At 43.3% G+C, this 17,762-nt stretch carries 20 protein-coding genes; 16 read left to right on the top strand and 4 right to left on the bottom strand.

The window, feature by feature from the left end:
- Positions 1-231: 231 nt before the first annotated feature.
- Both NST45_RS18290 and NST45_RS18285 read right to left on the bottom strand, forming a co-directional pair.
- The gene (locus NST45_RS18290; RefSeq protein WP_036684091.1) at positions 232-1,272 is read right to left on the bottom strand and encodes an HD-GYP domain-containing protein; all 1,041 of its coding nucleotides are present in this window, start codon (positions 1,270-1,272) and stop codon (positions 232-234) included.
- A gap of 77 nt (positions 1,273-1,349) precedes the next feature.
- Positions 1,350-2,063, bottom strand: coding sequence for a molybdenum cofactor biosynthesis protein MoaE (locus NST45_RS18285; RefSeq protein ID WP_036684088.1), 714 nt, complete (start codon positions 2,061-2,063; stop codon positions 1,350-1,352).
- A gap of 137 nt (positions 2,064-2,200) precedes the next feature.
- Between NST45_RS18285 and NST45_RS18280 the strand changes: the two genes are divergently transcribed.
- From NST45_RS18280 to NST45_RS18215, 14 genes are all read left to right on the top strand, one after another.
- The gene (locus NST45_RS18280) at positions 2,201-3,640 is read left to right on the top strand and encodes a bifunctional UDP-sugar hydrolase/5'-nucleotidase (RefSeq protein WP_076179732.1); all 1,440 of its coding nucleotides are present in this window, start codon (positions 2,201-2,203) and stop codon (positions 3,638-3,640) included.
- A 74-nt stretch (positions 3,641-3,714) separates the two neighbouring features.
- A complete protein-coding gene (locus NST45_RS18275) occupies positions 3,715-4,542 on the top strand; it encodes an undecaprenyl-diphosphate phosphatase (protein WP_036684081.1) in 828 nt (275 codons plus the stop codon).
- A 144-nt stretch (positions 4,543-4,686) separates the two neighbouring features.
- On the top strand, positions 4,687-5,796 hold the full coding sequence (locus NST45_RS18270) for an HD-GYP domain-containing protein (protein ID WP_076100022.1): 1,110 nt from the start codon (positions 4,687-4,689) through the stop codon (positions 5,794-5,796).
- A 224-nt stretch (positions 5,797-6,020) separates the two neighbouring features.
- Positions 6,021-7,157 (top strand): radical SAM/CxCxxxxC motif protein YfkAB, encoded by a 1,137-nt coding sequence (gene yfkAB, locus NST45_RS18265; protein WP_076179731.1) that lies wholly within the window; start codon positions 6,021-6,023, stop codon positions 7,155-7,157.
- 20 nt (positions 7,158-7,177) lie between these two features.
- A complete protein-coding gene (locus tag NST45_RS18260; protein WP_036684171.1) occupies positions 7,178-8,536 on the top strand; it encodes a hemolysin family protein in 1,359 nt (452 codons plus the stop codon).
- A 164-nt stretch (positions 8,537-8,700) separates the two neighbouring features.
- Complete coding sequence (locus NST45_RS18255; protein ID WP_076100020.1) at positions 8,701-9,381, top strand: response regulator transcription factor; 681 nt, start codon at positions 8,701-8,703, stop codon at positions 9,379-9,381.
- Positions 9,378-11,132 (top strand): HAMP domain-containing sensor histidine kinase, encoded by a 1,755-nt coding sequence (locus NST45_RS18250; RefSeq protein WP_076100019.1) that lies wholly within the window; start codon positions 9,378-9,380, stop codon positions 11,130-11,132. Before NST45_RS18255 ends, NST45_RS18250 begins: the two co-directional genes overlap by 4 nt.
- A gap of 42 nt (positions 11,133-11,174) precedes the next feature.
- Positions 11,175-11,699: a CDP-diacylglycerol--serine O-phosphatidyltransferase gene (gene pssA / locus NST45_RS18245; RefSeq protein ID WP_036684073.1), complete on the top strand. Its 525-nt coding sequence runs from the start codon at positions 11,175-11,177 to the stop codon at positions 11,697-11,699.
- 7 nt (positions 11,700-11,706) lie between these two features.
- The gene (locus tag NST45_RS18240; protein WP_076100017.1) at positions 11,707-12,201 is read left to right on the top strand and encodes a DedA family protein; all 495 of its coding nucleotides are present in this window, start codon (positions 11,707-11,709) and stop codon (positions 12,199-12,201) included.
- A 47-nt stretch (positions 12,202-12,248) separates the two neighbouring features.
- Complete coding sequence (locus tag NST45_RS18235; protein ID WP_076100015.1) at positions 12,249-13,274, top strand: AI-2E family transporter; 1,026 nt, start codon at positions 12,249-12,251, stop codon at positions 13,272-13,274.
- A 207-nt stretch (positions 13,275-13,481) separates the two neighbouring features.
- Positions 13,482-13,700, top strand: a complete 219-nt coding sequence (locus NST45_RS18230) for a spore coat associated protein CotJA (protein ID WP_036684070.1) — start codon at positions 13,482-13,484, stop codon at positions 13,698-13,700.
- Positions 13,701-13,703: 3 nt separating this feature from the next.
- Positions 13,704-13,970 carry a spore coat protein CotJB gene (locus NST45_RS18225; RefSeq protein WP_036684069.1) on the top strand — a complete coding sequence of 89 codons (267 nt, stop codon included), beginning with the start codon at positions 13,704-13,706 and terminating at the stop codon, positions 13,968-13,970.
- A 50-nt stretch (positions 13,971-14,020) separates the two neighbouring features.
- On the top strand, positions 14,021-14,590 hold the full coding sequence (locus tag NST45_RS18220; protein WP_036684067.1) for a manganese catalase family protein: 570 nt from the start codon (positions 14,021-14,023) through the stop codon (positions 14,588-14,590).
- An 8-nt stretch (positions 14,591-14,598) separates the two neighbouring features.
- Positions 14,599-14,778 (top strand): hypothetical protein, encoded by a 180-nt coding sequence (locus tag NST45_RS18215; RefSeq protein ID WP_076100014.1) that lies wholly within the window; start codon positions 14,599-14,601, stop codon positions 14,776-14,778.
- A gap of 138 nt (positions 14,779-14,916) precedes the next feature.
- Here the strand turns inward: NST45_RS18215 and NST45_RS18210 are convergent, their stop codons facing one another.
- Positions 14,917-15,252: a potassium channel family protein gene (locus NST45_RS18210; RefSeq protein WP_036684066.1), complete on the bottom strand. Its 336-nt coding sequence runs from the start codon at positions 15,250-15,252 to the stop codon at positions 14,917-14,919.
- 218 nt (positions 15,253-15,470) lie between these two features.
- On the opposite strand from NST45_RS18210, the gene NST45_RS18205 reads away from it, so the two are divergent.
- Both NST45_RS18205 and NST45_RS18200 read left to right on the top strand, forming a co-directional pair.
- The gene (locus NST45_RS18205; RefSeq protein ID WP_038569602.1) at positions 15,471-15,809 is read left to right on the top strand and encodes a hypothetical protein; all 339 of its coding nucleotides are present in this window, start codon (positions 15,471-15,473) and stop codon (positions 15,807-15,809) included.
- 32 nt (positions 15,810-15,841) lie between these two features.
- Complete coding sequence (locus NST45_RS18200; protein ID WP_081382534.1) at positions 15,842-16,249, top strand: HAD hydrolase family protein; 408 nt, start codon at positions 15,842-15,844, stop codon at positions 16,247-16,249.
- 311 nt (positions 16,250-16,560) lie between these two features.
- Here NST45_RS18200 and NST45_RS18195 read toward each other — a convergent pair whose 3' ends face one another.
- Positions 16,561-17,760: an MFS transporter gene (locus tag NST45_RS18195; protein ID WP_076100029.1), complete on the bottom strand. Its 1,200-nt coding sequence runs from the start codon at positions 17,758-17,760 to the stop codon at positions 16,561-16,563.
- Positions 17,761-17,762: the final 2 nt, after the last annotated feature.

Genomic DNA, 17,762 nt, shown 5'->3' with positions numbered 1-17,762 from the left:
GCTCGTTAGACGTGGATACTGTTGCACAAAGTACAACTAAATCACAATTCAGCTCGTTAGACGTGGATACTGTTGCACAAAGTACAACTAAATCAGAAGTCAGCCTGGTAGACATGAATTTTGTTGCACAAAGTACAACTAAAAAATCCCCCGTAGTCAAACCGGGGGATTTAGTGTACAAACAGCAGCTCTGAACCCTTTGCTAAGCAACGCAGGACCTCAAGAAACGCCCTAGTCCATGTAGATTTCCACAATCGTAACGTTACGTTCGCGGGCTAGATCGACAAATAATCCATCGATCTTTACCAGCGGACGGAAAATATCAACCGGGTTGTTCATGATAATCACACCTGTATCCCCCGTGTTCAGTAATACTCGCTTGCCGATAAAGTTAGGCATTAAATGCTGTATAAAGGCTTGAACCGTTCTACCGTTCAGCTTACCAAAGCTGAGATCATTTAGTTCACGTAGGACAGAAATAAGCTCTTGCTTGGACTGATAGACGCGTTTAGAAGTCATCGCACTATAGATGTCAGCTACAGCAGCAATTTGCGCATAAGGATGAATATCGGATTTGGTTAGCTTATTAGGATAGCCAGAGCCGTCCTCACGTTCATGATGCTGCAAGGCTGCCAAGGCTGTATGTGAGTCATCCATAGAATTGCGGATAATTTCGTAGCCGTACTTAGTATGTAGTTTAACTTCTTCGAATTCTTCCGCGGTTAATTTCCCAGGCTTATTTAATAGTGCAGGTGAGATTCTACATTTTCCAATATCAATTAAATATCCAGCTCGTCCAATCTCATAGCATTCTTGTTTGGAATACCCAAGCCAGATTGCAATATAATAAGAGAGCATACCTACCTGCAAAGAGTGATTGTAGGTATAATTATCTTCGCGATCGAGCAGAAGCAGCAGGGAGACTACATCCTTTTGCTTGTCCAACGATTGAAGCGAAGGCTGAAGAATGTCGTTAACCACGGATTGGTTAAAGCTTCCTTTTAATAGTGCTTCCATATAAAGATTCTCAAAGCCGTCAATCATGGTATCAAAACTAGTGGTCACCGTCTGAATAATTGAAGGTCTGCTTAATGGGGCAGGTTCTTCCACTAACGTCTGGATATCAACATAATCAACTCCATGCTGCATCAGCTTGGCGATATCATCTATCTGGAGCAGCGATCCCTTTGGTAATACATGCAGACCTCTTGAACTATAAGCGTCTGAGTTGAGGTGATTACCAGGTTTTAGATCCGAGACGTGTACTCTCAATGCCTATGCCACCTTTTATCCGATTTTATCCAGAATATCAACAAAGTGCAGATTTTTCAATGAAAAAGGAGTGAAGATTAATTGTGGAGGGAATCGGCAGCCTTTTGTTCAGAGCCTACCCAGTGCTGGCCTGATTCATTGATGTCTTTTTTCCAGATAGGGACGGTCTGTTTCAGCAGTTCAATGGCCAGACGACTAGCCTCGTAACAGGTATCGCGATGAGGGGTAGAGACGGCAATGATAACGCTTGCTTCCTTCAGGCCTACAAGCCCAATGCGGTGGGAAATCGCGCAGCGTGCATTCCAGCGATTCTGCACCTCGTCACCAATTTCTTTCAGCTTGCTTAAGGCCATAGGAATATAGGCTTCATAGTCTAATGCTGTTGTACGTAGTTCTCCGGTCATTTCGCGTGTAGTTCCTACAAATAATAGGGATGCTCCATGATTGGCGTCGAGGACGGCATCCAGAAGCTTCTCAGCATTTAAAGGCAGATCCGTTATGCTATAGAGGCCGTCAGAAGTGCTTTCATATAAAGAACCATTCTCTCCACCGGAAACGGGAGGGATTAATGCAACTTCGGCAGACTCGGTGATGAGGGCTTCATCAGGTGCATATTCCCGGTCAATGGCGACCAAAGAAGTTCCAATTAGGGATGCTGCATCCGGATAAGAGGTTGAAAGGAGTTCTTTTAACTTCCCAGCGGTTAAGGGATTCTCTGTCGCATGAAAGGTCAGAGAAGATGAGCCGATAATCTCAGCCAAACCCGCGAACAGACGGATTGTGATATGCATACTTATTCACCTCTGAAATATGTTGTAATGTCTACAATATACCATAATGAGCCTGAAAATGTTATGCTAGGCTCTATAAGATCATGCATCGGCTGCTTCATTTAAGAGCGGCTCAACAGGTAGGAGGAATGTTGCTAATGGGGCATGTGCCGCAAAGACTGACCATACTTCATACCAATGATATACATAGCCATTTCGAAATGGTGAGTCCATTGGCAGCAGAAATCGGGAGACAAAGAGCTGCAGCGGGGGAAGAGCCTGTGCTGTTGCTGGATATTGGCGATCATATGGATCGTGCAGCCGTCGAGACAGAAGGAACTATGGGTCAGGCTAACATCGATGTACTTAACTTAACAGGATATGATGCTGTAACCATCGGTAATAATGAGGGGTTAACATTCTCACAGGAGATGTTATCCTCTATTTTCTCCGGGTTACAGTGCCCAGTGGTATGCTGTAATTTTGTGGAGACTGCAACAGGGGAACCTCCCCACTGGATGAAGCGTCATGCCATCTTGGAGAAGGATGGAATCAGAATAGGAATAACTGGAGCGACAGCGGCATTTAGTTCGTTCTATTCCTTGCTGGGCTGGGATGCCCTGGATCCCGAGACAACCCTTCGGGAACAATGCCTTCTTTTAGCTCCCCAGGTGGATATTCTAATCATCCTTTCTCATTTGGGACTTCCCGCAGATCGAATTCTGGCAGAGCGGCTGGAAGGTGTGCATGCTATTCTTGGTGGACATACGCATCATATGCTGGAAGAGCCGCTCATGATTAACGGAACAGCTGTATGTGGAGCGGGGAAATTCGGGCGTTACCTCGGGCGGCTTCAATTTGAGCGGAGAGAGGGACAAACTGGATTCAGTCTGGTGGTAGGTGAATGTATTCCGATTGACCCAGAACTGAAGGAAGAGGTTGTAGGTCCTGCCGCTACTATTCATTTGGAGCGTGGTCGTGAGGCTCTTCAGCAGACCGTTGCGATCACAGATCGTGAGCTTCCTTTGAATTTGCAGGGAGAATCCCCTTTTGGCAATCTTTTAGCCCAAGCTGTACGTAGATTTACAGGCGCCAGTTTGTCGATAGTTAACACAGGTCAGCTTCTAGGACCTTTGCCTGAAGGGGAGGTTACAACGGGAATGCTGCACGCCCTATGTCCTTCTCCCATTAATACATGCGTAATCAAGCTGGAAGGCCTAGATATTCGCATAGCTTTGGAGCAGAGTCTTACGGAAGAATTTTATAATAAGGTGATTTTTGGGTATGGCTTTCGCGGGAATTATCTGGGCAGCTTAGCAGTAGATGGGATAAAAATCTTGTACGATCCGCAGCAGATACCGTATGATAACAATATTGCAGTTTTTGTCGAAGGAAATCCGCTGGAGGATGATAAAGAGTATAATGTTGGTACGCTGGACATGTTTACTTTCCGTGCAGGCTATGAGACGATCGCCAATGGGAAGGATCCTTTATTTTTGCTGCCTCATTTTTTACGCGACCTGCTTGGGATGGAATTGCAGCGCCCGGACAGTCTTGATGAATGCATGCTCACTCGCTGGCAGATCAAGTCTGAGTAAACCTGCAGCTTACAAGATTTACTTTTTGATTCCATTTAGACAGTGCTAGATTCCCAAAAAAATAGGAGGAAATTATGGACACGATTACAGCTATTATTTTAGCAATTGTCGAAGGGATCACTGAATTTATTCCTGTTTCTTCTACAGGACACATGATTTTGACCTCGAAGCTTCTGGGCTTTGATGAGCAGGATTCGATTATGAAGACTTATGAAATCGTTATTCAGCTAGGGGCAATATTGGCGATTGCGCTTGTTTACCGCGAGCGTGTGCTTAATTTGCTGGGCATTGGGCGTAAGAACTCAGGAAGAGGCGGTGTGATGCCGGCGTCTCGTTTGAACTTAATCCATGTAATACTTGGGATTGCCCCAGCACTAGCTGTGGCATTTTTTGCCCGCGATTTTATAAAAAGTCTCTTTGGGGCCACGACTGTTCTTTGGGCGCTTGTCGCCGGAGGGATTCTAATGATTATCGCAGAATGGGTAAATAGACGCAAAATTAGAGTTACAGCGCATGAGCTAGACGATCTTTCCTACGGACAGGCGCTGGCTATCGGGATGTATCAGATTATTTCAGTGCTTTGGCCAGGATTTTCCCGTTCGGGATCTACGATCTCCGGAGGGATGTTAAGTGGAGTTAGTTATAAAGCTTCTGCGGATTTCTCCTTCCTTATAGCCATTCCTATTATGTGTGCGGCTTCCGGATATGAACTGTTGGATTCTTATAAGAACTTCACTAGTGAGACGATTGGCTATTTTGTAATTGGATTTCTGATTTCTTTTGTAGTGGCTTATGTAGTGGTCATTTTGTTTATGAAATTGATTCAAAAGATTAGATTGACGCATTTCGCGATCTACAGATTTATTCTTGCTGCTATATTCTGGTTGTTTATTATGCGTTAATGCCCATAGGCAAAGACCTAGACACACCCGATGTTCTTCATGGTGCACCTGTCTGATCTCTACATAAACGGTATAGACAAAGCGTGTGACCCAAGGATTTCAAAACAGAATAGCATTTTACCGTTAAAGGCAGGAGTGAGCTAAGTGCGTTTAGTATCCGTGAATCAGCTTCAAGCAGGCATGAAATTAGGTAAAAAAATATATAATGATGAAGGTCTAACTCTCCTCGCGGATGGGGTGGAGCTTACTGATGCGTTGATCAAGAGGCTTGCAAGAATTGACATCGGTTATATTTACATAGAGGACTCTGTCACGGACGATGTTGAGATTATAGGTATGCTTCAAGATGAGACACGCAATCAGGCACTGAAGGTGATTCGTAATCAGTTTCAGCAAATGACAGGCGCTTCAGGAATAAGTAAGGGATTCTACCATCTGGATAAAAAATTCTCAAAAATCATGGATAGCATCCTGGATGATTTGTCTTTACAAGAAGATCCGATGATCATGCTGCTTGATATGCACACTGCTGATAACTACTTGTACGTCCATTCCCTGAACGTCTGCTTGTACACTTTGGTGCTTGGCATTGCGCATGGGTACAGCAAAGAGGAGCTTCGAGTGATTGGTCTGGGTGCGCTGCTGCATGATATTGGCAAGACCCAAGTCCCGATAAAAATCATTCAAAAACCCGGCAAGCTCAGTGAAGATGAATTTCGGCATATGCAGGCACACACCGAGATCGGGTATCAGATTCTCAAGGAAGAACCGAATATCCCGCTGCTCGCGGCTCATTGTGCGCTTCAGCATCATGAACGCATTGACGGATCCGGATATCCGCGGGGATTAAAAGGACCTCAAATTCATGAATATGCCAAATGGTTGGGCGTGGCTGATTCCTACGATGCCATGACCTCCAACCGGGTCTACAAAAAGGCTATGCTGCCACATCAAGCCGTTGAGGCGCTTTATGTAGGTTCCGGTACATTGTATGAGCAGAAGCAGCTAGAGTTATTTAGAGATCGTGTGGCTATCTATCCACTTGGTCTTACGGTGAAGCTCAGTACGGGTGAAAGTGGAGTTGTTGTCAAAATAGATCCAAGTACGCCTCACAGACCGATCGTACGTGTGCTTACAGGGCCTGAAGGAGAGAAAGTCGTACCGTTCGAAAGGGATCTAGGAAAAGCCCTCTCCGTTGTTATCGTTGACGTCGCAGATCAAGGCGATTCTGTGGGAACGCCAAAATATTTATAATAGCAGCGAAGAGAGAAGAATAGGCTTGTCCGCATAACTCGCGGAAGCCTCTTCTTCGTCTCGCTGCTATTATTTTTTACAGTGAGAAAGCTTGTGAGGACAGTCCGAAAGACATCCGAAGTGCAGTTTTTCTGACTAACGTGGTATGATATAGGATAAGACACCGTTCAATCTTCATGATTATGGGTTAATAATAGGAATAAGATTTAAAGGAGCTAGTACAAATGAATGTTATAAGACCATTAACATCTTCACCGAAGGAGCTGTCGCCAAGCTACGATCCATGGGATCCCATTACTTCTTTACGCAAGCATGGACGCCATGTGCTAACGAGTGTGGAATTTACAGTAACCAATTTATGTAATATGCGGTGTGAACACTGTGCGGTAGGTGATAGTTTAACCTCTAGAGAAGGGGATATGCTGCCGCTTAAAAATATGTTGGACCGTTTAGATGAAGTAGAGCATCTGGAGACTATTAGTATTACCGGCGGAGAGCCTATGTTTTTGGCCGGAACGGTGGATAATATCATAGTGCCGCTCTTAAAGTATGCCAAAGAGCGGGGGATTAGATCGCAAATTAATTCTAATCTGACGATGCCGTATGCTCGATATGAAAAGCTGCTTCCGTATTTGGACGTTATGCATATTTCTTTTAATTATGTGAACGGAGACGATTTTCATGAAGTTGGTTTTGCCAACAGCGGGCATGCTGTTTCAAAGGAAAGTGCATATCGGTTATATAATGCAATGATTGAGAATTCTCGACGGCTAAGTGAGGATGGTATGCTAATTTCTGCGGAAACTATGATTAATTACCGTACACATACTAAGCTGCCTGAAATTCATAAGTTGATTCTCGACATGGGCGCCAAACGGCATGAGGTACATCCTATGTACGACTCCAGTTTTGCTTCGGCGTTGCCAGTGTTGTCCTTGAATGAAATGCGGACGGCAATCCATGAACTACTGGATACCCGTGATCCGGAGATTTGGATGCTGTTTGGGACCCTTCCGTTTTTTGCTTGCAGCTTCCTGGAAGAAGACCAGAAGCTGATAAGCAGAATGCGCGCCGAGAAGAATGTTACCCTTCGCAATGATCCGGATGGCCGGAATCGAGTGAACGTAAACATGTTTACGGGCGATGTTTTTGTTACAGATTTCGCTGATATCGCAGCCTTTGGCAACATCGAGAACCAAAAGCTGGATGATATATTTATCGATTGGCAGACTAAACACCCGCTGAACCAAAAGGTGAACTGCCACTGCGATGCAGCAGGCTGCTGCGGACCTAATCTGTTAGTGGCGGATATGTATTATCCGGAAGTTGACTTCAAAACTAGAAAAGCGATCAATCTGTAGAAATGAGGCGTTGTTAAGTGGTGCATACGGAATTTGAAGTAGGGAGATTATTGCTTAATCTTTTGCTGGTTCTGGTGCTCGTATTATTGAACGGTATTTTTGTAGCAGCGGAATTTTCATTAGTTAAGGTCAGGCAGTCCCGCCTGACCCAACTTGTCAGTGAAGGTAATAAAATGGCTGGATATGCTCTGAAAGTAAATAAGAGACTGGACTCCTATTTATCCGCCACTCAGTTTGGGATAACACTTGCATCGCTGGGCTTAGGTTGGGTTGGAGAGCCCGCGATTTCTGAGCTGTTGGTCGAACCTTTAATGTACCAGATGGGGATCACCGATCATACCCTGATTTCTACTGTATCTGTGATTATTGGATTTTCGATCATTACATTTTTACATATTGTACTTGGGGAGCTTGCTCCTAAATCGCTCGCGATTCAAAGAACAGAAGGTTCGGCACTGTTGTTATCTGCACCCCTGATGTTCTTCTATAATGTGTTCATGCCTTTTATCTGGGTGCTGAATGCTTCAGCCAACGCGTTACTTCGGTTAGTCGGTGTGGAGCCTGCAAATGAAAGTGAAGCAGCACACTCGGAAGAGGAAATACGTATTCTGATGAATCAGAGCGCCAAGAGTGGCGTCATTGACAAAGATGAAATGAAACTAATGGATAATATCTTTGAATTCTCAGATCTGCTTGCACGTGAAGTCATGCTGCCTCGTACAGATATGGATGTGCTTTACAGCAATCTTTCGTTAGAAGAAAATATGAAGATTATTACCGAAACGAGACATTCACGTTATCCGGTTGCTCTGGAAGATAAGGACCGTATTATCGGTTTTATTCATATTACCGACCTGTTGTTTGCTCCACCGGAGCAGCAGAATGATCTTACAACTCTGGTTCGGCCTATCCTTAACGTTCCGGAATCGATGGAGATCAGTCATACTCTTCGTTTTATGCAGAAGAATAAGGCGCAGCTAACGTTGGTTGTCGATGAATATGGCGGCACAGCAGGTTTGCTGACAGCAGAAGAGATTCTGGAAGAAATCGTAGGAGATCTGCATGACGAGTTCGAAGATGAGCGTCCAAGTGTGGAACATAACGGGGAGTATATCTCTGTTGAGGGCCGGATGCTGATTGAGGATGTCAACGATCTTACGGGTGTTGTGATTGAAGATGATGAGGTGGATTCCATCGGCGGCTGGTTGTTTAAGGAGCTGGAGGGTAATCCAACCAAAGGAAAACGTGTCAAAGTTGAAGATGTTATTTTTGAAGTCGAGGAATCGACAAGATTGCGTATCACTAGAATTAATATCCACCGGGAACCCCGTGTTGAGGATGAAGAAACCTCATCAAAATTGGACGAGGATAAAGAATAACCTATTAAAGATTGTAACGTATTGTTCCGGTTGATCAGGGATATAATGAACTCCTCCTGTAAGAGCTTTATGGCTCACGACAGGGGGAGTTTTTTGTGGACACATAAAGGACATAACGCTCGTCTATGCTAATGTTTATAAATTGTTTGAAAGCGGGGTCTAGATTGAAAAAGAAACTTCTTCTCGTTGAGGATGAAATTCGTATTCGTGAACTGGTATCTGATTATTTCTTACAGAATGATTGGGAAGTACTTGAAGCGGATAATGGAAGAGATGCATTGGTTTGGTTTGATTCACTGTTGCCGGATCTGCTGATTCTGGATATCATGATGCCTGCTATGAATGGCTTTGAAGTGTGCCGTGAAGTTCGTGAGAAATCAGCGGTACCCATTATTTTGTTAACCGCCAAGTCTACAGATGACGACAAAATCTATGGATTTGAATTAGGAGCCGATGATTATGTTACAAAACCATTTAGTCCAAAGGTGCTGGTAGCCCGGGCAAATGCACTCATGAAGCGGGTTGAAGGCACCCATCAGCCTGAATCTGGCATAATAAAATTTGGTTCCGCGATGTTTAATACCTTAGCTCATCGGTTGGAGGTAGAAGATGCGGAAGTGGAGCTTACCCCTAAGGAATATGATCTTTTATGGCTTTTAATACGAAATAAAGGGATTGTCATTTCAAGGGATACGATCCTCAGTCGGATCTGGGGAATTGAATTTGAAGGAGATTCCAGAGTTGTGGACAGTCATATTAAAAAGCTGCGAAGTAAATTGGGTTATGAATCACGTTTTATTCGTACGGTAATTGGCACAGGATACATGTTCGAGGAAGAGGCATGAGAAGACGGGGAATTACTTTTAAACTGTTTGTGATGACCGTTATCTTTTTCCTTTGCTTCTATGGCATGGTGATTCTAAGCCAATTGCTGTTGTTTGACAATTTCTATCAGAAGCAAAAAGAGCACCGCGTGGAGAAACACCTTAAGAGCTTTGCGGCAAGATATATAAGTGAGCCATGGGGAAGCACTCGAACCTCTCAGGAGCTTGTCCGGTTTATGCTGCGGAATAAAACACAAATGGTTATTTTGAAGCTGGATGGAAAGATGAATTCAGAAGATCCATTTCATATAAAGCTAATCGATGATGACGGGAAGAGTATGGTTGTTTCTTTATCCCTATTCATGAATCAGTACGGAGATTCACTGAGAGCAGCAAACATTAAAGTAGATGATCAGTTGAGCGTGGAAGGCGAACTTTTGGACGAAGACAGTGCTTCACCCGTTATACTCTACCCCATAAGCATTACAAAAAAAGGGGGCGGAACAATAGGGGAGACGGGAGAGACTGGGACGATTCATGCATCTGGTACTGTTGCCGAAGTTGTACTGCCTGATTTGAAAATATGGAATCCACGCCAGGGAATACTGTTTGAGGCTCTAGAGGAATGGTTTCCTTTGACACCGGCGCAGGCAGAAGACTTCAAAAATTTGAAAATACAGAAGCAAGACTGGATTGCTCCCTGGAGTGGGAGTCGCAATTCTGTGGTTATTCTGCCCCTGAAGCAAAGTAACGGAGAAATTGAATTACTATTCACAGTCACTTCATTACAGGAAGTTAAGGATTCGAACGATGCGTTGCGTTGGTTCTTTTTATATCTGGGAATGGGTGGTTTTGTCCTGATTCTGGTGCTTTCTCTCTTTTTCTCGAAAATGGTAACGCGTCCGCTAATTAAATTAAATAACATAGCCAAACGTATGGTTTCTCTGGATTTTACAGGGGACACATCGATTCGGCAGAAGGATGAGTTAGGCAGCCTTTCTAACAGCATGTTCACCTTATCACTAAGTCTGGATTCTGCTTTACGAGAGTTAAGAGAGGCCAATCAGCAGCTAGTTGAGGATATGGAGCAGAAACAAAGAATGGAGATCATGCAGCAGGACTTTTTTGCCAACGCCTCCCATGAATTGAAGACACCACTCAGTATTATCAAAGGTTTTGCTGAAGGCTTGGAAGATGGCGTTAGCGCCGGCAAGCAGGATCACTACATTAAGGTAATTATTGAGGAAGCCGATAAAATGGAGTTTCTTGTTAAAAATATGCTAGATCTAGCGCGGTTGGAGTCGGGCACGATTAAACTTCGGAAAACTTCCTTTATGTTAAGTGAACTGACGGAAAAGGTGACGGACAAGCTGGTCCACTTGCTGAGTGAAAAACATTTGGAAGTCATCATTATTCCTGCAAATGAATTACCGGTCTATGCGGATGTGAACTGGATCGAACAAGTTATGCTAAATTTTATGACCAATGCTATCAGGCATGCGGAAGAAAGAAGTTCTATCACCGTCAATATTGAGAGTCATGCCCAGACTATTGTATTCACTATTCAAAATATAGGAGAATCAATCCCTGAAGATCAGCTGGAGCAGATCTGGGAGCGGTTCTATCGGTTGGAGCCATCCCGCAGTCGAATGACAGGCGGTACGGGTCTGGGGCTTTCCATTGCGAAGCGAATACTAGATATGCACGCTTGTCTTTATACAGTGAAAAATACGGAGAACGGTGTCAGCTTTACTGTGACCTTTGTAGGTTAAATCGGATCAACAGAAATACTGCTATGAAAGGGGTGAGATTGTATGAAATTGAACTGGTTGCCTTCAACGTGCACACTAGGAAACTTGGGACTAGGATCACTGTCCTTATATTTTACGATTCAAGAACGATATAGCCTAGCTTTATTAATGATTTTGCTCGCGGCAATATGCGATGTACTGGATGGATTACTGGCAAGAATATTGCAATGTACTAGTGAATTCGGTAAACAATTGGACTCATTGGCGGATATTATATCATTTGGTTTAGCGCCTACCTTCCTTATCTTGTTGTATAGGTTAGAAGATGCCCACTGGATTGGACCTGCAGCTGCAGTTTTCTTTTTGATCTGTGGCGCACTTCGTTTGGCCAGATTTAATCTGTCGGCGCCTTCCAAAGGGTTCGTGGGGATGCCGATTACTGCTGCTGGAGTCATTCTGTCGATGATTTCTTTACTAGATGAACGTATGAAACCAGGACTGGTCATCGGATTAATGGCATTGCTGTCCGTAATGATGATTAGCCGTATCCCATTTCCGTCCCTTAAAAAATCCTTCAACAGGAAGTGATACACCCATGCCTTGGATTATAGAGTTTATTTCACAGTACGGATATTTAGCCATATTTGGCCTTATGGCACTTGGGATTATCGGACTTCCTGTGCCTGATGAGGTGTTAATGCTGTTTGTAGGCTATTTATCCTCCGTTATGGTTTTGGATTTTTCACTTTCTGTATTGGTTTGTTTCATGGGATCCATCACAGGAATGCTTATCAGCTATACTATTGGTCTAAGGCTAGGGCAACCTGTGGTAGCAAAATTCGGCAAGTGGGTTGGCCTTACACCCAAGCGTTTTGCCAGTATGAAAAGATGGTTTTTGCGGTTCGGAAACTGGGCGATTTTCATTGCTTATTTTATTCCAGGTCTGAGGCATGTATCGAGCTATATCTCTGGAATCAGTGCTATGTCTTTCAAAAAATATATACTTATAACGACTGCAGGAGCGCTAACCTGGTCACTCCTTTTTGTTTCTATCGGCTTTTTTGTGGGGGCTAAGTTTTCCTTTTTATAGCCATTGAAGTTTAACATTATTAATCGCAATTGAATGGAGCAAGATCAATGAATGTATTCAAGCGATTCTACGCGAATAGTACTACCAGACGCTTTTTTATTCTCGCACTTATCGGGTTGCTGCTGTACATGGTTCGTGGGATGCTTAATCTGGTGTTGCTGACGTTTCTGATTGCTTTTGTCATGAACAGCTTTCAGATTGTGCTCAGTAAACGAATTGGTAAATTCATGAAGGTTAACAGTAAGGTGATTATTGTCATTCTATACCTTGCTTTAATCGCATTGATTGTACTGGCCCTTGTAAAATATCTTCCTAAAGTATTGGAGCAGATTAAGCAATTGGCGATCTTCCTCACCAATCTCAAATCAGAGGATCTTCCGCAGAACAAGATTACATTATATTTGTATGATATGCTCAGGGACCTTAACTATCAGTCCTATATCAAAAGAGGCATCGATTATGTGCTGCAGGTTAGCAACTGGGGTGCAACTTTCGTTCTATCAACCATTTTAAGCTTTGTGTTTATTCTGGAGAAGAACCGGGTCGTCAGTTTCACTTCTAGGATGAGAGAGAGCAGGATTGCCTGGTTTTATATAGATCTGGAGTATTTCAGCCGAAAATTCATCGTTTCCTTTGGGAAAGTAATAGAAGCGCAAATTCTCATTGCCATGTTCAATACCTGTCTTACTGTTATTGGCTTGTGGCTGCTTAACTTCCCGTATTTATTTGCCCTGGCGATTTTGATTTTTCTGCTCAGTCTCATTCCGGTGGTTGGTTTTTTGATTTCGCTCATTCCGCTTTTAATAATTGGTTACAACATCGGCGGTCTTATAACAGTTACTTATGTGCTGGCGATTATTGCGGTGTTGCATTTTATCGAAGGTTATTTCTTGAATCCTAAGCTGATGTCCACAAAAATGAATTTGCCGATGTTCTTCACCTTTAGCGTGTTGTTGTTCTCTGAGCATTATATAGGTGTCTGGGGACTTATTCTTGGTATTCCTATCTTTGTATTTATGTTGGATATCCTTGAGATTACCCACGAAGATTCGTTCAAAAGAGCGAACCCCTAAGCTGAATACTAAAAGACTCAAGTTATAAGCTGTTTCCGGTACTTTTCCGGAGACAGCTTATTTGTCGTGCACATTGCTCAAAAAAATTGCTAATGGGCTTTTTTTGTAAATAACGTTTTATATTGTGTCCTGCTGTCATAAGTTAGCTAAGGGAGTAATGTTCAGAGTCTTTAAAGAAGGAACAGGAACAAAGGAGGTACAAAAAAGATGGAATCACAGCTGCGGAGGTATACCCCCTTTAGGGGCCCGTTTGATCCTTGCCCACCGGTGCCGTTCAAGACGTATGTAGTTCCACCCAATCAATTTATCACCTTTCAGCCACCCGATTTGCCACAGTTTAGTTTGCAGGAGGCTCTGAAGTATGGAACGCTCTGGCCAGCACTATTTAGTCCGTATGAATCCAAGTGCAAAGGAGGAGGAAAATAGACTATGGAGGCAAATCCTTGCGACCAACGTTATTATGAATTGCTTGAACAGTTGCAGACCCTTGATTTTGCCTTAGTGGAGTTGAACTTATATCTAAATACGCATCCTGACGATCTGAGAAGTATTGAACAATTTAATCAGCTTACGCTGGAACGAACCAAGCTAGCGAATCATTTTCAGGAGTTATATGGTCCGCTGCAGAATTTTGGCCGCGCTTATTCTAAATGTCCATGGGAATGGAATCAACCCCCTTGGCCTTGGCAGGTGTAAGAGGAGTATAACCGTAAGGAACTATTTTTCTAGAGGAGGGAAGTTCCCGAATGTGGATATACGAAAAAAAACTGCAATATCCGGTACGGGTGGGTAAATGTGATGTCCGGATGGCGCGTTATTTGAGTGAGCAATACGGAGGAGCAGATGGCGAGCTCGCCGCTGCACTACGCTATATGAATCAAAGATACACGATTCCAGATAAAGTTATTGGCGTGTTGAACGATATTTCGACTGAGGAATTCGCTCACCTTGAGATGATTGCCACGATGATCTACAAGCTGACGAAGGATGCTTCGGTATGTGAATTAGAGGAAGCGGGATTAGGGCCACATTTTGTAGCGCATGATCATGCCCTGTTCTACACGGATGCTAGCGGAGTTCCATTCACCGCAGCCTATATTCAAGCTAAGGGAGACCCTTTGGCAGACCTTTATGAAGACATTGCGGCTGAGGAAAAAGCCCGGGCTACATATCAGTGGCTGATTGACATGACGGATGACGTGGATCTGCAGGATAGCCTCAAGTTCCTGCGGGAGCGGGAGATTGTGCATGCATTACGGTTTAAGGAAGCGGTGCAGATTATTATTGATGATCGGAATCAGAAGCGGGTGTTCTAAGGATTTCTGTGAAAAAAACATTTAAAGCCGTTCTCTTCTATAAGAGAACGGCTTTTAATGTTAGAAAATATGGAGTGGCCAACAATCCAGCCATGCATAAAGCCATTTTTCAAGCCTTGTTTGGTCATTTCAATGGTAATGGTGAAAGCAGTAAAGCTCTTGCAGCCATTGGAGATGAGACACGTTAATCCATCAACATTGCTTTGATTGAAAGTGAAAGTGATTGCGAAAAAGAAACAGATATAATCGAATATTTGAAAAAAATAGCCATGTCAGCTTCGGCTAACAAGGCTGTTAATAATGTCACGAGTTCTGGATTCCATTATTTAATTGTTATCTTTATCGGTTTGTTTGATCAGTTCATAAGCGATATACCCCATCATTCCCAAGAACAACCCTGTGCCTGCAATAATGTAAACGATCGTAAATATTTTTCCGAGTGCTGTCTGGGGAACAAATGTTGGATGACCTAATGTACTAAGCGTTGCAACACAGAAATAAATAGCATCCAGGACAGACAAACCTTCCTGTTTGACATAAAAAATGGTTCCAGACAACAGCGTCATCAAAACTAATAAGAATAATACTTGGAAATTTTTACGTTTTAGCGCTTTCCATAAGCCCGAGAATAAACGTTTTAAAGTTAGTAAAAATGATAACATGCAGCTCCACCCTTCATTTATATTAGAGCATACATAACAAATTAACGTCAAATTTAAAATAGATTTGCAGGAAGAAACCGAGGAGGATGTGGGGAGCTTGAATTTCTAGCACTCAGAGCAGAAACTGGTCGCAATCCATTCAAAGCAAGTCTAAGCTATGTTATTATTACCTTATATTTTCCTATAAATAACAATATATAGAGTTTGGAGGTTTATGAATGAGAAGTAAGCGTAGCTTGATAATGCTGTTATTGTTTGCTTTGACGATTATACTTTCAGCCTGTAATGATAAAAAAACTGCAATATTATCCATGGATGAAATACAGGATCTAGCTCATCAAGGCGAGGCGTTGTCGTGGAAGGATTTTGAAGGTTATCCCTTTGAAGATGTCGGTTCAGGCTTGTACATCCGTAAATATGAAATCAATGAAAACTACCATGTGCTGGTGGGTGGCGGAAGTGTTGATGCAGCTCCTCTGTATATAAATCTTGTCAAAAGAAACGGAGAAAAGATCGATATCCGTTATGATGACATCGATCATTTTATCCTCAATTAAATGAGGGGCATTTAGGTCTATGGTTGGCGGGAATGGTGCGGAGAAATGTAGATCCAGAACAACGCGCCAAAAATGTAACTCCATCGGAGCTGGATGAGATTGTGAAGGTAGTTATTTTGAGCAGTCTGAACGGGGAACAACTTATACATAAGCTGCAAAATCTGCCGATTGTGATCTACCAGCATGGACAAGAAGATATTATGGATATAAGTCCCCAAGGCGTAAACAAATGGACAGGACTAAAAAATTTAGGCATAGAACCGCAGCAATTTATTGCTTTTGGTAACGATGCTAATGATATAGAAATGTTCAGACATTCCGCACACTCGGTTTGTGTTGGCGATCATATAACCTTGGGAGAAGTTGCAACGGAAAAGGTTAGTAGTGGTGAAGAGCAGATTGTTAGAAAAATAATGGAGCTGGCGGGAGGGCTGCGATAATTGTTGGGATGGTGATCACCAGCTCAGAGGTCATTGTTGCGGACTGTATAGTCGCTATTTCAGGATTTAGCTTCATTAGGCGGAGTGTTCGGACTCAGGAGGCGTTATCAAGTCAGAAGACAGCGGTTTTTGCACAAAAACAACTCAATAACGACTCTGGGGTCCGAAAAACCTCGTTTCTGCCTATTTCGAAGCCAATAAGGTCATTTGAGTCCGATGGTGGGAGGTTGGTCGCTATTTGCAACAAAACAACCTGCCATGAAATCAGCAGGTTGTTGCAGGGATGAGCAGAAGTAAGTGCGATAACTATTCTATATAAGTTCTTGGCGGCGATTTAAATAACGATATAAAACACAACCGGATATCGCGCATATAGCTGCACATAAACCGATAAAACCATACCCAGCTTGAAGTCCACGTAGCAAGCCAGTTTGTGATTCTGCTCCGTAAAGCCTCTTTACACCTTCGATTACTGCACCTATGGCATAGTTGCCAATCACGCTACCGACTCCCATTAGTGTAACTGTAAAGGTGATGGCAGTGTCACTGCCATGCGGATACCTTTTTGCGATAAACGCCATGACGGTCGGATAAATCATAGCGATACCTATGCCTGCTGCTGCAAATAGAAACGCGAGCTGTTCCCCACCCAAAATAGCAGCAAACGTACATAAGGCAGAGAAGGCTGAAAAGATGATAAGCGATAGATTGAAACCAATCTTATCTGTAACCGGCCCCAGCAGGAGCCTTGCTAGCGAGAAGCAGAGAAAAAAGGTGGACAACATACCAGAAGCTGTAACTGTATCCCACAAGTATGCTTTTTCTAGGAAATTCACTAGCCATCCACCTACTGCAAGTTCTGACACTACACCGAAAGAAAGAATAAGCACCATCAGCCATAAAGCGGGATCGCGGACCAGCGTTTTTAATGGGATCCGGTCCTCTTGCGGAAGATCGTCACCCGGAAATGTACTGCGCAAGGCAGATAGAATAGGCAGTAAAGATAAGCTTAGCATAATCAAATACATTCCGCGCCAGTCGAGTGGATGGCCAAATATACTTACCGACATGAGTCCTGTTGCCAGCAGTGGAGCTAAGGTTGAACTAAATCCGTAGAAAAAATGGGATAAGTTCATCATAGTCCCGGTATTTTTTACGAAGATGCGTGCTCCCAAAATGGCAAGACCAATCTCCAGCATTCCGTTTCCGATGTACATCAGGAAATAAGAAGCTGAGAAAAAGGGGTAGCTGTGGGAGATATAGATTAACACTCCTGAAAATATCATGGATGCAAAAGCAATGATACTGACAGCCTTGATCCCCCACTTCCGAACCAATACAGCTGTAAAGGAGCAGGCGATCAAATAACCTAATGCATTTAGGGATAAAAGGGAGCCAAGCTGTTTCTCGTCCAGATTAAAGTCGAATTGGATTCGCGGAATGGCGGGTCCTTTAATATTTTCCGATATGCCAAACACTATAAATCCTAAAAAGATGGTCGCCAATTGCATGG

Origin of the sequence: Paenibacillus sp. FSL R7-0163, assembly GCF_037969975.1 — a bacterium.
Taxonomy (GTDB): Bacteria; Bacillota; Bacilli; order Paenibacillales; family Paenibacillaceae; genus Paenibacillus_AQ; species Paenibacillus_AQ odorifer.
The sequence above is the reverse complement of the archived record's forward strand: the minus strand, read 5'-3'. Positions and strand labels throughout refer to the sequence as shown.

Coding starts and splice junctions, on each gene's coding strand:
- NST45_RS18285 (WP_036684088.1), bottom strand. CDS start 2,063: ATGCATATCACAATCCGTCTGTTCGCGGGTTTGGCTGAGATTATCGGC.
- NST45_RS18280 (WP_076179732.1), top strand. CDS start 2,201: ATGGGGCATGTGCCGCAAAGACTGACCATACTTCATACCAATGATATA.
- NST45_RS18275 (WP_036684081.1), top strand. CDS start 3,715: ATGGACACGATTACAGCTATTATTTTAGCAATTGTCGAAGGGATCACT.
- yfkAB (WP_076179731.1), top strand. CDS start 6,021: ATGAATGTTATAAGACCATTAACATCTTCACCGAAGGAGCTGTCGCCA.
- NST45_RS18250 (WP_076100019.1), top strand. CDS start 9,378: ATGAGAAGACGGGGAATTACTTTTAAACTGTTTGTGATGACCGTTATC.
- pssA (WP_036684073.1), top strand. CDS start 11,175: ATGAAATTGAACTGGTTGCCTTCAACGTGCACACTAGGAAACTTGGGA.
- NST45_RS18240 (WP_076100017.1), top strand. CDS start 11,707: ATGCCTTGGATTATAGAGTTTATTTCACAGTACGGATATTTAGCCATA.
- NST45_RS18235 (WP_076100015.1), top strand. CDS start 12,249: ATGAATGTATTCAAGCGATTCTACGCGAATAGTACTACCAGACGCTTT.
- NST45_RS18230 (WP_036684070.1), top strand. CDS start 13,482: ATGGAATCACAGCTGCGGAGGTATACCCCCTTTAGGGGCCCGTTTGAT.
- NST45_RS18225 (WP_036684069.1), top strand. CDS start 13,704: ATGGAGGCAAATCCTTGCGACCAACGTTATTATGAATTGCTTGAACAG.
- NST45_RS18220 (WP_036684067.1), top strand. CDS start 14,021: ATGTGGATATACGAAAAAAAACTGCAATATCCGGTACGGGTGGGTAAA.
- NST45_RS18210 (WP_036684066.1), bottom strand. CDS start 15,252: ATGTTATCATTTTTACTAACTTTAAAACGTTTATTCTCGGGCTTATGG.
- NST45_RS18205 (WP_038569602.1), top strand. CDS start 15,471: ATGAGAAGTAAGCGTAGCTTGATAATGCTGTTATTGTTTGCTTTGACG.
- NST45_RS18200 (WP_081382534.1), top strand. CDS start 15,842: ATGGTGCGGAGAAATGTAGATCCAGAACAACGCGCCAAAAATGTAACT.
- NST45_RS18195 (WP_076100029.1), bottom strand. CDS start 17,760: ATGCAATTGGCGACCATCTTTTTAGGATTTATAGTGTTTGGCATATCG.